The 12,574-nt window shown below is 67.8% G+C and carries 15 protein-coding genes; 1 reads left to right on the plus strand and 14 read right to left on the minus strand.

The features are described from left to right. Window positions 1–48: 48 nt before the first annotated feature. Window positions 49–942, minus strand: coding sequence for a LysR family transcriptional regulator ArgP (locus AC5P8F_RS01585; protein ID WP_049441496.1), 894 nt, complete (start codon window positions 940–942; stop codon window positions 49–51). Window positions 943–1,048: 106 nt separating this feature from the next. On the opposite strand from AC5P8F_RS01585, the gene AC5P8F_RS01590 reads away from it, so the two are divergent. Beyond that, on the plus strand, window positions 1,049–1,663 hold the full coding sequence (locus AC5P8F_RS01590; RefSeq protein WP_049441497.1) for a LysE/ArgO family amino acid transporter: 615 nt from the start codon (window positions 1,049–1,051) through the stop codon (window positions 1,661–1,663). Here AC5P8F_RS01590 and map read toward each other — a convergent pair. From map to AC5P8F_RS01655, 13 genes are all read right to left on the minus strand, one after another. Then, the gene (gene map, locus AC5P8F_RS01595) at window positions 1,660–2,442 is read right to left on the minus strand and encodes a type I methionyl aminopeptidase (RefSeq protein ID WP_049441570.1); all 783 of its coding nucleotides are present in this window, start codon (window positions 2,440–2,442) and stop codon (window positions 1,660–1,662) included. The two genes, AC5P8F_RS01590 and map, sit on opposite strands and share 4 nt — an antisense overlap. Window positions 2,443–2,449: 7 nt before the next feature. Next, window positions 2,450–2,662, minus strand: coding sequence for a ParD-like family protein (locus tag AC5P8F_RS01600; protein ID WP_014646422.1), 213 nt, complete (start codon window positions 2,660–2,662; stop codon window positions 2,450–2,452). 68 nt (window positions 2,663–2,730) lie between these two features. Next, window positions 2,731–3,090, minus strand: a complete 360-nt coding sequence (locus AC5P8F_RS01605) for a bleomycin resistance protein (RefSeq protein ID WP_329768400.1) — start codon at window positions 3,088–3,090, stop codon at window positions 2,731–2,733. A 139-nt stretch (window positions 3,091–3,229) separates the two neighbouring features. Next, window positions 3,230–4,114 carry an arginase family protein gene (locus AC5P8F_RS01610; protein ID WP_046429619.1) on the minus strand — a complete coding sequence of 295 codons (885 nt, stop codon included), beginning with the start codon at window positions 4,112–4,114 and terminating at the stop codon, window positions 3,230–3,232. A gap of 3 nt (window positions 4,115–4,117) precedes the next feature. After that, on the minus strand, window positions 4,118–5,182 hold the full coding sequence (locus AC5P8F_RS01615; RefSeq protein ID WP_329768007.1) for a GNAT family N-acetyltransferase: 1,065 nt from the start codon (window positions 5,180–5,182) through the stop codon (window positions 4,118–4,120). A 28-nt stretch (window positions 5,183–5,210) separates the two neighbouring features. Further along, window positions 5,211–6,611 carry an aspartate aminotransferase family protein gene (locus AC5P8F_RS01620; protein WP_014646426.1) on the minus strand — a complete coding sequence of 467 codons (1,401 nt, stop codon included), beginning with the start codon at window positions 6,609–6,611 and terminating at the stop codon, window positions 5,211–5,213. A gap of 64 nt (window positions 6,612–6,675) precedes the next feature. Then, a complete protein-coding gene (locus tag AC5P8F_RS01625) occupies window positions 6,676–7,392 on the minus strand; it encodes an MtnX-like HAD-IB family phosphatase (protein WP_329768008.1) in 717 nt (238 codons plus the stop codon). 168 nt (window positions 7,393–7,560) lie between these two features. Further along, window positions 7,561–8,769, minus strand: coding sequence for a DegT/DnrJ/EryC1/StrS family aminotransferase (locus tag AC5P8F_RS01630; RefSeq protein ID WP_014646428.1), 1,209 nt, complete (start codon window positions 8,767–8,769; stop codon window positions 7,561–7,563). Window positions 8,770–8,779: 10 nt separating this feature from the next. Continuing rightward, complete coding sequence (locus AC5P8F_RS01635) at window positions 8,780–9,178, minus strand: DMT family transporter (protein ID WP_049441504.1); 399 nt, start codon at window positions 9,176–9,178, stop codon at window positions 8,780–8,782. After that, the gene (locus AC5P8F_RS01640; protein ID WP_414611937.1) at window positions 9,175–9,534 is read right to left on the minus strand and encodes an EamA family transporter; all 360 of its coding nucleotides are present in this window, start codon (window positions 9,532–9,534) and stop codon (window positions 9,175–9,177) included. Before AC5P8F_RS01640 ends, AC5P8F_RS01635 begins: the two co-directional genes overlap by 4 nt. A gap of 1 nt (window position 9,535) precedes the next feature. After that, entirely contained in the window at window positions 9,536–10,372 is an 837-nt protein-coding gene (locus AC5P8F_RS01645; RefSeq protein WP_014646431.1) for an alpha/beta hydrolase, read from the minus strand. A gap of 80 nt (window positions 10,373–10,452) precedes the next feature. Continuing rightward, window positions 10,453–11,832, minus strand: a complete 1,380-nt coding sequence (locus AC5P8F_RS01650) for a sensor histidine kinase (protein ID WP_049441505.1) — start codon at window positions 11,830–11,832, stop codon at window positions 10,453–10,455. Next, window positions 11,829–12,512: a response regulator gene (locus tag AC5P8F_RS01655; protein ID WP_014646433.1), complete on the minus strand. Its 684-nt coding sequence runs from the start codon at window positions 12,510–12,512 to the stop codon at window positions 11,829–11,831. The genes AC5P8F_RS01650 and AC5P8F_RS01655 overlap by 4 nt, the downstream gene beginning before the upstream one ends. Window positions 12,513–12,574: the final 62 nt, after the last annotated feature.

The following is a 12,574-nucleotide window of genomic DNA, read 5'->3' on the forward strand; positions in this document are numbered from 1 at the left end:
GGTAGTGCGTGCAGCGTGAAGCCCGGGTCTGCGATCATCGGTTTGTCCTCAACGAAGGGTGCCTCTGGCCGCAGTGCGCAGTGCCTGGGTGATGTGCTGCAGCGTGCTTGAGCGCACGGCGGCATGCTGCCAGTACAGCGGCACATCGAGCCAGCGGCGGGGTTCCAGTACCACCACGCGGCCGGCGCGCACGGCGGGCGCGACCAGGGTTTCCGGAGCCATGCCCCAGCCGAGTCCGCACGCGGCGGCTTCGACGAAACCGGTGGAGGAGGGCAGGTAGTGTAGCGGCGGCTGCAGCCGCGCGCGGGTCAGGCGCCGCACGAAGCGCCACTGCAGTTCATCTTTGCGGTTGAACACCAGCATCGGTGCGTGCGCCAGGGTTGCGGCCTGCATGCCATCGCGGAAGTACTGGCGGGCGAAGCCGGGCGAGGCGATGGCGTGGTAGCGCATCGCGCCGAGCGGGTGCACGTTGCATCCCTTCACCGGTTGGCTTTCGGCGGTGACCGCGCCGAGCACGCTGCCATCGCGCAGCAGCTGCAGAGTGTGGTCCTGGTCGTCCATGCGCAGGTCGAACAGATAGCCGTGGCGCTGGTGCAGGTCGGCGATGGCCGGCACGAACCAGGTATCAAGCGAGTCATCGTTGACCGCCAGGGGGATCGGCGTGTGCGCAGCGTCGCTGCCACGCTCGGGTAGCAGCTCGGCCAATGCCTCGGCCTCCAGCGCCTGCATCGGTCGCACCCGGCGCAGTAGCGCTTCACCCGCGGCGGTCGGCCGGCAGGGTGCCTGGCGCACCACCAGTACCTGCCCGAGCCTGTCCTCCAGGGCCTTGATCCGCTGCGACAGTGCTGACGGGCTGATCGACAGGCGGCGTGCCGCAGCCTCGAAGCTGCCTTCCTCCAGCACCGCGGCAAACGCGGCCAGTTGCGGGTGTACCAGGTCCATGCCGGTGCCTCTTCAGTTTTCCTGCACAGGATAAAGAAAAATCAGTTTGTCTAATCAAGGCGGTTGGCGGCACCCTGCGCGTCCCCTCGCTGCCTGGCCTGTCCCGATGTGGATTGCCGCTACCGCCGCCGGCCTGTTCGCAGGTGCCGGCCTGATCATCGCCATCGGCGCGCAGAATGCATCCGTGCTGCGCCAGGGCCTGCAGCAGCGCAATGTGGGGACGGTAGTGCTGGCCTGCGCCGGCGCGGATATCGCGCTGATCCTTGCTGGCGTTGGCGGCATGGGCGCGCTGGTGCTGCAGTGGCCGCTGCTGCTGCAGGTGCTGCGCTTCGGTGGTGCGGCCTTCCTGTTCTGGTATGGCCTGCGGGCGGGGCTGCGCGCGTGGCGCGGTGGCAGTGCCCTGGCCGCCGCCGAGGCGCAGGGCGGCAGCGGACGGCAGGTACTGCTGACCTGCCTGGCGTTCACGCTGCTCAACCCGCACGTCTATCTGGATACGGTGGTGCTGCTGGGCAGTCTGTCCACGCGCTACCCCGGTGACCTGCGCTGGGCGTTCGCCGCCGGTGCCTGCGCCGCCAGCGTGGCCTGGTTCTGCACGCTGGGCTATGGCGCGCGCCTGTTGCAGCCGGTGTTCCGCAGGCCGGGCGCCTGGCGGGTGCTGGATGCCGCCGTGGCGGTCTTCATGTCCTGCCTCGCCACGCTGCTGCTGTTGCGCCCGCTCTAGGCCGCGTCCACCGCGCACTGCGGGGTTTCGCCGGGGCGCAGGGTCAGCACGCGCACGCCGCTGCGGGTGACCGCCACGGTGTGCTCGAACTGCGCCGACAGCTTGCCGTCGCGGGTGTAGACCGGCCATTGGTCCGGCTGCTGACGGATGGCCGGCTTGCCCTGGTTGAGCATCGGCTCGATGGTGAACACCATGCCTTCTTCCAGCACCATGCCGGTGTTGGGATGGCCGTAATGCAGGATCTGCGGTTCCTCGTGCATCTGCTGGCCGATGCCATGGCCGCAGTATTCCTTCACCACGCTGTAGCCGTGGCTGCGCGCGTGGCGGGCGATGGCGTGGCCGATATCGCCCAGGCGCGCTCCCGGGCGCACCGCAGCGATGCCTTTCCACATCGCCTGGTAGGTGGCCTGCACCAGCCTGCGCGCGGCGTAGTCGACCTCACCGACCAGGTAGGTGGTGCTGGAGTCGGCGATGTAGCCGTTCTTCTCCAGGGTGATGTCGAGGTTGACGATCTGGCCGTTGCGCAGCACGTCGGTGGTGCTGGGAACGCCGTGGCAGACCACGTTGTTGATCGAGGTGTTGAGCACATACGGGAAGCCGTACTGGCCCTTGCTGGCCGGCCGCGCCTGCAGCTCATCGACGATCATGCGCTCGACGAAGTCGTTGATCTCCATCGTGCTGCGTCCCTGCAGCGGCAGCTGGTCGAGCGCGGCGAATACCTGCGCCAGCAGGCGCCCGGATTCGGCCAGCAACGCGATTTCGTGCGGCTGCTTGATCATCGTCATGTCAGGCCCGGCCGGGCGCCAGCGCCTGCGGCTGCACCCCGGCTGCCCGCAGTTCGCTGGCGACGATGTCCTGGAAGCTCAGCGTGGGGTTCATCTCGCACAGCATGCCGACCCGGATCCAGAAGGTGGCCTGGGCGTTGATCGAACGGCTGGAGACGGTGCAGGCACGGCGCAGCTGGTCGTGCAGGGTGTCATCAATGTTGACGATGCCCATGGGCGGTCCTGGCGGAATGGATATACGAAGCATATATGTTCCGTATATCCGCCTCAAGCCCGCATCGTTCAGTCCACGTGGGTGGCAAAGCGCAGTCGGTTGCCGTCCGGGTCACGCAGGAGCATCTCGCGGCTGCCCCATCCGGTGTCGTGCGGTGGCTGCTCGATCGGTACGTTGGCGGCACTGAAGGCGCGGTGCAGGGCGTCGACGTCTTCAACGATGAAGTACACCGCGCCGCCGACCTCACAGTCGCCGCTGTGTTCGGTGAGGAAGATCGTCTGGCTGTCGCGGGTGAGCTGGGCGAACAGCGGGAAGCCGGGTTCGAAGCGGTGTTCCCAGTCGACCACGAAACCCAGCCCCTGCACGTAGAACGGCAGGGTGGTGTCGGCATGGCGCATGCGCAGTTGCGGGATGACGGTCTGGGGCATCGCGAGGCTCCGGGGCGGGAGTCCAGTGTAGTGCCGGCCGCTGGCCGGCATCCCGGCGAGCCTGGGAACGATGAGGTTGCCGGCCAGCGGCCGGCACTACCGAAGCCACGCCGGCCAGCGGCCGGCACGACCGGCGCGGTCAGCAGGCGGTCGGCACGGCGGCCATCGCCGCCAGCAGTTCGCGATTCACCTGCTGGTGCCGTGCCTGCCACATCGGCAGATCCTCGGCGCTGACGTCAGGTTGACCATCCAGCGACGACAGCCAGCGCTTGAAGCGGCTCTGGTAGTTGGCCAGCGACACTTCGCCGGTGATGTCGCTGCCGACCAGGCCGCCGGCGCGCAGCGCTTCGATCACCACCAGTGCGTGTTCCAGCTGGAAGCGGCCCTGGTCCCAGTTGCTGCGGGCGACGTCCTCGGCGAACACATCCTTGTCGATCGACAGGTAGGTCGGTTGCGGCGACTTGGCCTGCTCGGCGGCGAATGCGGCAACCAGTGCCTCCGGGTGCTCGAACCGTCGGAATGCACGGCCGCTGCCGAGGCGGTGGCCCCAGCCCACGTCCACATCCATGCACCAGTAAGTCAGGCGCCCGCCCATCAGGGGGCGCCAATGGTTCTCCCAGGCGTGGCCCAGGCCGATGTCACTGGAGGTGATGCCGAGCACATGGATGTGCGAGATCTGCGGCAGCTTGCTGGCCGCGTTCACCCACGACCCGCAGTGCATGCCGAACGGGAAACGCATGTTGTCCGGATGGTTGTCCAGCACCACCAGCTGGAACGGCTGGTGCGCGCGCATGCGACGCAGCAGCGGCAGGCTGAGGTGGTGGAAGTCGCCACTGCCGAGCATCACCGTGCCGAGCTGGGCCGGCAGCGGTGCCAGCACTTCAGCGGCGAAACGGTCCAGGGTTGAAGTGCTGCAGGCGAAGCGCAGCGGATCGTGCCACTGCGGCAGCGCCAGGGTCTGCGCCTGTGGCAGCGGCAGTACGCCACCGTCCAGGTCCAGGATCAGCGGAAAACGCGACGACATCGTTCAACCGCCTCCATCAGGTTCGCCCTGCAGGTACGGGGCCAGCTTGCGCAGGGCAGCGCGCAGCAGCGGGGAGCGGGCGTGGATCGCGTGCCGGGTGGAGGTGAAGCGGGCGCCCAGCTCGGCCTTGATCCGCGAGTCGGTCCAGCCGGCCACGTAGTGGCTCAGGCCGTGCTGCAGCGCGTACTCGAGGTTGTGCATCCAGCTGACCGCGTACAGGTTGTGCTCGCGTGATTGCGGGTAGGCCAGGCCGATGTACTTGTCCACCAGCTTTCCGGCGTGGATGTAGCACAGGTTCCAGCCGATCAGCAGACCCTGGTGGCGGTACAGGAACATCCGTCCCTGGCCCTGGCTGTCGGCCAGCAGGTGTTGGAAGTAGGGCAGGTCGAGCTGGTCGAAGTGCACCGCGCTCTGCGCGAACACGCCCAGGTACAGCGCGTACAGTTCGGCCTGCAGTCGCGGGTCTGCGAGGGCCGGATCGCCGGTGCCGATGCAGTCGATCTGCAGGCCATCGCGCGAGCGCAGCTTGCGCCGGATGTTCTTGCGGCGCGAGGACGACAGGCGTCCGAGATAGCCATCGATCGAATCGAAATCGATCGCCACCCAGGCCAGCGGCATGCCTTCCAGTTCGACGAAGCCGCGTGCCAGCAGCGCCTGCAGGAAGGCGCTGCTGTGTGCATTGGCCGCGTCGTCCAGCAGCGGCGAATCGATTGCCAGGTCCTTGACCACCAGCAGCCGGGAATCGCCGATCGCGTGACGCGTCACGTCCTCGGCCAATGCCTCTGGTGCGACGTGCGCGGGCAACGGGGTGTACTCGGTGCTGGTGGCACCGACGAAGCGGGTCTTCCAGGTGATCCAGGGCCGCCACAGGCGCGACAGCGGCAAGCCAAGCAGCTTGCCGCGCAGGTCGTCGTCCATCGTGGTGGTCAGGTCGAGCGGCGCACGGAAGGTCGGCAGGCCGCTGGGAAGCAGGCCTGCCTCGAATCCAAGCGGCGGGTGGGCCAGGAAGCCCTCCAGCAGCGCGGCCGGTTCCAGCGCGGTGCTGGATGCGCGTGACGTCATCTCCATCGGCACGGGAACCGGCAGCGCATCGACCTCAGCCCTTGGCCTTGGTCAGCGCCTGGTCGAGCAGGGTGATCGCCAGGTCGATCTCTTCGTAGCTGATGTCCAGCGACGGCGCGAAGGTGATCACGTTCTTGTACCAGCCACCCACGTCGAGCACGAGGCCCATGCGCTTGCCGTCGTGCAGGAGGTCACCGGCCAGGCCGATGTCGACCATGCGGTCCAGCAGTTCCTTGTTGGGGGTGTAGCCGTCGGTCTGGCAGATCTCGGCGCGCAGGGCCAGGCCCAGGCCGTCGACGTCGCCGATCTCCGGGTGACGCTTCTGCAGGCCACGCAGGCCGTCCAGGAAGTACGCGCCCTTCTCCGGCACGGTGCGCTCGTAATCCATTTCCTTGCCCAGCTTCAGCACTTCCAGGCCGAGGCGGGTGCCCAGCGGATTGGAGTTGAAGGTGGAGTGGGTGGAGCCCGGCGGGAACACGGTCGGGTTGATCAGTTCTTCGCGCGCCCACAGGCCCGACAGCGGGTTCAGGCCGTTGGTCAGCGCCTTGCCGAACACCAGCACGTCCGGGGTAACGCCGAAGTGCTCGATCGACCACAGCTTGCCGGTGCGCCAGAAACCCATCTGGATTTCATCGACGACCATCAGGATGCCGTACTTGTCCAGCACGCGCTTGAGGCCAGTGAAGAAGTTGCGCGGCGGGATGACGTAGCCGCCGGTGCCCTGGATCGGCTCGACGTAGAACGCGGCGTACTCGGCCTGGCCGACCTTGGGATCCCACACGCCGTTGTACTCGCTTTCGAACAGGCGCTCGAACTGCCACACGCAGTGGTCGGAATACTCGTCCGGGGTCATGCCCTTCGGGCGACGGAACGGGTACGGGAAAGGGATGAACATCGCGCGCTCGCCGAAGTGGCCGTAGCGGCGGCGGTAGCGGTAGCTGGAGGTGATCGACGAGGCACCCAGGGTGCGGCCGTGGTAGCCGCCCTCGAAGGCGAACATCAGGCTCTTGCCGCCGCGCGCGTTGCGCACGATCTTCAGCGAATCTTCAATGGCCTGCGCGCCGCCGACGTTGAAGTGCACGCGGCCGTCGAGGCCGAACTTCTGGTGCATGTCCACGGCAATGGTCTTGGCCAGCTGCACGCGGGTCGGGTGCAGGTACTGGCTGGCGACCTGCGGCAGGGTGTCGATCTGGTCCTTCAGCGCGTCGTTCAGGCGCTTGTTGCTGTAGCCGAAGTTGCAGGCCGAGTACCACATCTGCAGGTCGAGGTAGGGCACGCCCGCACCATCGAACATGTAGCTTCCTTCGCCGCGCTGGAAGATCTTCGGCGGGTCGACGTAGTGGACGGTGTCGCCGAAGGAGCTGTAGCGGGCTTCGTCGGCCAGCAGCTGCGCGTCGGAGGCAGCCGCGTCGGCGTTCTTGTCAAAAATGTTCATGCAGTTCGGTTCCGTGAAGGACGTTCGAAAGGGGTGACGGGGGAGCGCGCCTGGAAGGGAGTGCTCAGGCGGTGGCCAGCAGCAGGGGCAGTGCGGCGGGCTGCGGGCTGGCGTCGAGGCGACGTGGCTGCAGCAGGCTGCCATCGAGCAAGCGCGGCAACAGTGCGATTGCATCGTGGAAGGCATCGATGGCGGCATGCTCGATGCCGGCCTTCGTGCAATGGGTGATCAGGCGGCGCTTGGCGAACACGAAGTCGGCATCTTCGGAGACGCAGAAATCCGAGCTGCCATCGCCGATCATCAGCACGCGTGGTGCTTCGTCGACACGCGCCTGCGCGGCGCAGGTGCACTTGCAGGTACCACTGCGGCATCCTTCGGCCTGGTAGGGCGACTCCAGTTCCCAATGGTCTTCGCACCAGCGCAGGTGGTTGGCCACCACCGGCAGTCGCGACAGGCCGTGGTTGGCGAGGATGCGGTGGATCGCATAGTCCAGCCCGTCGCTGACGATGCGCAGCGGCACGCCCAGCTGTTCGGCGCGGCTGACAAAGGCGGCGAAGCCCGGATCGATCTGCACCTGGTCCAGGTGCGCGTCGAGCGTGGCCGGGTCCAGCTTCAGCAGCCGCACCTGGCCCTGCATGCATTCACGCGAGCCGATCTTTCCCGCCTTCCACTGGTCTTCCAGTTGCTGCCAGCCCGGCTGGCCGTACTTCTCCAGCAGCGAGTCGATGACATCTTCGAGGCTGATGGTGCCATCGAAGTCACACAGGATGCTCCAGTGCATGGGCAGGTCCGTCGATGAAAGAAACGTCCGGCACGATGCCGGGGCAGGCTCAATGTAGGCAGGCAGCCTTTCTCGTTCCTTTCCTGTTGAAAGCCTGCACCGCCGGGTGGGGAAAGTGTTCAGGAATCGAGCGTGCTGAATGGGCGTGATGCCGTGAAAACCGCGCTTTCAGGGCTGCGCAGCGGCCAGCGCCCGCAGGATCTGCGCGGTCTCTTCCCGGGTCTGCCAGGCGCTGTTGCCGAGGGTCAGCATGCGTGCGGCGAAGTCGCGCGCGTTCGGCATGTCGTCCTGCGGCACGATGCCACGCAGGTAGGCGTAGTCGGGCAGGGCATGGATGAACATGCGGCTGGCACCGAGGCCGCGCGGCCACAGTTCGTCCAGTGCGGCATCGCGCGCGCGCTGGCTGGGCAGCAGCAGCATCAGCATCGGCCAGGTGCCGCCGGTGCCGGCCAGGCCATCGACCACCTCCACCGCCGGCAGCTGTGCCAGCTGCACACGCAGCTGCAGTGCGCGCAGGCGCCCGGCCTGCAGGAACGCAGGCAGCCGCCGTGCAGCGTGGGCGCCCACGTTCTGCCGCCACTGGCTGACCCGGTGCTGCGGGATGTCCAGCGGGAAAATGTCTCCGACCGCGTCTTCCAGATCGCCGCGTTGCAGGGCGCTGCGCAGCGGATTGCCGTACACCAGCGACAGCAGCGAGGGGCGGTAACAGGCGGCAAGACCCAGCAGCTGCACGCTGCGAAGCAGCTCCCAGCGCAGGCTGAAACGTACCTGTTCGGCGGCATGTTCGGCCAGCGCGGCGCGCAGCTCGTCATCGCGGCTGACCAGCAGGCCGCCTTCATGCAGGCTCAGCCCCTTGCCGGCGGCCAGGCTGAAGAATCCGATGTCGCCACGCAGGCCCACGCTGCTGTTGCCGACCCGTGCGCCCAACGCCTGTGCGGCATCTTCGATCACCCAGGCGCCGGCGCCGCGTGCGACCTCGCAGGCCCGTTCGACATCGGCGATGCGCCCGCCGAGGTGGGTGGGCAGGATCGCCAGCGTCCGTGCGTCGGCCAGGCGCGAGAGCTGTGCCGGATCAAAGTCGAAATGGCCACGCCGGGTATCGCACAGCTGCACGCGCAGGCCGAGGCTGTGCACCGCGATCGGCACCAGCGGACAGGTATAGGCCGGCAGGATCACGGTATCGCGCTTGGGCGCGCGCTTGCGCAGGGTGCGCAGTGCGATCAGCAGCGCGTGGGTGCCGGAACAGGTCAGCTGCAGCGGCGGTGTGCCGAGCTGGGTGGCCAGGATGTCGCGCAGGTCGCCGCCGCCGGGAAGGAAGTCGCTGGCCTGCATCGGCAGGCCAGCGGTCGGCGGCAGTTCGCGCGCGAACAGGCTCATCGCAGCCCGCTCACGAAGTGCTGTCGGCGGGGCTGTGCGGATCATCCGCTTCGGCGCGGCCGAGGCAGACGATGCCAGCCACGATCAGTACCGCACCGACAAGGTGATGCAGGGTCAGCGGCTCTTTCAGCAGCCAGGCCGACAGCAGCAGCACACTGATCACCTCCAGGTGCGAGGCCGCGAACGCCGGGCCGATCGGCGCATGGCGCAGCAGGCTCATCCAGGTGAAGAACGCGCCGACGTAGCCGAGGACCGCGCCGTATACCCACGGCTGCGACAGTACGCGCAGCAGCCACGCGGTGTTGGCCTCGACCGGCAGCGCGGCGTCACCGGCGTACTTGAAGCACAGCTGGGCCAGCGTGTCGAAGGCCATCAGCAGGGGAAAGCCGATCACATACAGGCGCCTCATGAGCTGGCCCCTACCACCGCCACGCCCGCCGTGACCAGCAGCATGCCGGTCACCCGCAATGGCGTGAGCTTTTCGCGGAACAGGATGCGGCCGGCGATCATCAGCGCGACGATGTTGATCGAGCCCAGCAGCACGCCCTTGGACAACGGCACCAGCGACAGGAACGCGATCCAGGCAACGAACTCAAGCACGTAGCAGGCGATGCCGATCCACAGCCAGGGACGGCTGAGCATGTGTTTCCAGCGTTGCAGTCCTTCGCCATCCTGCGGGTCGCTGGCGGCGGCCTTGAAGGCGAGCTGGCCACCGGTATCGAGCACCACATTGGCCAGCCACAGCAGCGTGGCGAGTGCCCCCATCTCAGGCCACCGCCTTGAGCACGCCGCTGCGTTCACCGATTTCGGTGAAGAAACGCGCGCTGCGGCGGATCACCTCGCGGCGTTCGCGGTCGATCGTGATCATGTGGTAGCTGTCTTCCAGCACCACCAGTTCCTTTGGGCCGCTGACCCTCGACATCACCAGTTCGGCGTTGCCCATGCTGGCCACGTCGTCTTCGCGGGCGTGCATCACCAGGCACGGTGCGGTGACCTGGTGCAGGTGGCGGCGGGTCCAGTTGCTCAGGGCGCGCATCTCGGCCAGCGCGTGCCAGGGGTTGCCCGGCAGGCCGGCCGCGGCGCTGTCGCCGGACAGCATGGCGGCACTGACCTGCGCACGCAGGCGCTCGTCACGCAGGCCATAGGGCGGTTCTTCCATGAACATGCGGTCGCGGCCGATGTTGAAGCGCTTGAACCACGGCAGCAGGAACGACAGGCGGGCCACGGCGGGAATGTTCCAGCCGTCGTAGCGGAAGGTGGCGCCATACACGCCGACGCCGGACACCCATTCGGGGCGGCGTGCAGCCAGCGCCAGCGCCAGTACTGCGCCCATCGACAGGCCGCCGACGAACAACTGGTCGACCTTGCCACGCAGGCTCGCCGCTGCATCTTCCACGCCCTGGTACCACTGTTCCCAGGTGGTCGCCAGCAGGTCATCCACGGTGCCGCAATGGCCGGGCAACTGCACGCCGTGTACGGTGAAGCCGGCGTTGTTCAGGCCCTTGCCCAGCATGCGCATTTCCGCCGGGGTGCCGGTCAGGCCGTGGACCAGCAGCACGCCCTGCGGGCCACCGGGGAGGAAGAAGTCGTGCGATTCGGTCACCTGGCGGCTCCGGGACGGCAGTGGGGATGGTCAGGATCGCAAGCGCGATTTTCGCCAGCCTTTCAGCGCCCCGGTACGGGTCAGGGGGCCTTCAGCAGCGGCAGTGTGATGGCGACCTTCAGGCCCCCACCGGCGCGGTTGAGGAAGGTCAGGCGGCCGCCGGAATGCTCCACCGCTTCGTGCGCGATGGCCAGGCCCAGGCCGGTGCCGCTGGCTGCGGTGCCAGGCGCTCGGAAGAAGCGCTCGCCCAGCCGTGGCATCACGTCCTCGGGCACGCCGGGGCCGTTGTCCTCCACGTACAGTTCGACGTCATTGTCATCCAGCGCATGCACGCCGACCGTGACGGTCGCATCGCGGCCGGCATAGCGCAGCGCGTTGTCGATCAGGTTGTCCAGTGCTTCCTGCAGCTGGGCACCGTTGCCGAGCACGCGCAGCGGGTGGGGGCTGCCGCGGTAGCCCAGATCGATGCCATCGCGGATCGCTTCGGGCACGCGCATGCCGACCCACTGCGGCACCAGCTCGCACAGGTCCAGTGCCTCCACGGTATCGGGCACGGTCTGCGCCCGGCTCAGTGCGAGCAGCTGGGTGCTGACCCGGGCGGTGCGCTGGTTGAGCCGGCGGATGTGCTGCAATGCCTCGCGCACCGTGTCCGGGTCGCCATGTGCCAGTGCCTGGTCCACGTGCAGGGCCATGCCGGCCAACGGCGAGCGCAGCTGGTGCGCGGCGTCGGCGATGAAACGGTTCTGCAGCGTGATCATTTCCGCCTGGCGCGCGAACAGATCGTCGATGGTGCTGATCAGCGGCTGGATCTCTTCGGGCACGTCGGCATCGGAGATCGGTGCCAGTTCGCCGCGGCGCTGCGCCAGGCGGGTCCTCAGCGGGGTCAGGATGCGCAGGCCATGGGTCACCCCGAACCAGACCAGCGCGGCGGTGCCCAGCGCAAGCATGGTCATCAGCGGGATGATGATCATCAGGATCTCGCGCGCGCGCTGGCGTCGTTCGGCCATGCTTTCGGCCACCGTCACCGCCAGCTGGTCCTGCGGATCGTTCATCGCACGCGTGCAGACGGTGGCCATGCGCACCGGCTGGCCGTTGAGAATGCCATCGTACAGGGTGGGGTCCACGCCGGTGCATTCCTGCGAAGGCGCGTAGGCACTGAAATCCGCATTGCCGCTGAGTGTCCCCTGGCGGCTGCTGTCCACGTTGAAATAGCGATGGCCGTCGGGCTCGTATTCGATCAGGAAGCGCGCCTGCGGAGACAGGTCGCTGGTCACCGGCATGGTGCTCAGCATCTGCGCGAACGAGTGCGTGTCGTCGATCAGGTTACGGTCGTGGATGCGGTTGGAATAATCCAACGCAACGTAATAGGCCAGGATCGTATTGAAGGTAAGCAGGCCCAGCATCGGCAACGCCAGGAAGGCGAGCAGGCGCCGGCGCAGGCTGGGGGGGCCACTGATCACGGGGCGCTGTCGTCCTGCGCGTCTTCCAGCATGTAGCCCAGTCCGCGCACGGTGCGGATGCCCATGCCGCCGGGCTGCAGCTTGCGGCGCAGGCGGTGCAGGGCGATGTCCAGGCCGTTGTCGGTCAGGTCCTGGCCCCAGTCGCACAGCGCCTCCACCAGCTGTGCGCGCGAGACGATGCGCTCGGCGCGTACCGCCAGTGCCGACAGCAGGCCGAACTCGCGTGCGGTCAGTTCCAGCGACTGGTCGTCGATCCACACCCGATGCCCGGCCAGATCGATGCGCAGGCGGCCGATGCGCAGGTCCGGGTTGCCATTGCTGGTCACGCGGCGCAGCTGTGCGCGCACGCGGGCTTCGAATTCGTCCAGTGCGAATGGCTTGACCAGGTAGTCGTCGGCACCGAGGTCGAGCACGCGCACGCGTTCGGCCAGGCCGTCGCGGGCGGTCACCACCAGTACCGCCAGGCCATCGCCGCGCTGGCGCAGGCGCTGCAGCACGTCGCGGCCATCCAGCTGCGGCAGGCCCAGGTCCAGCACCAGCAGCGCGTATTGGGTCGAACCCAGCGCGGCGTCGGCGTGCGCGCCGTTGTCGACGTGGTCGACCACATGCCCCTGCCGGCGCAGCGAGGCGCACAGGCCGGAGGCGATGTCCGGGTCGTCTTCAGCAATCAGAACGCGCATGCGCGGGGAGCTCCTGTAACGGTCGGGCCCAGCGGGTGGACGGGGCGGGCCTCTCGGCTGCC

This window comes from Stenotrophomonas sp. YJH_SMC_69 (assembly GCF_059370495.1).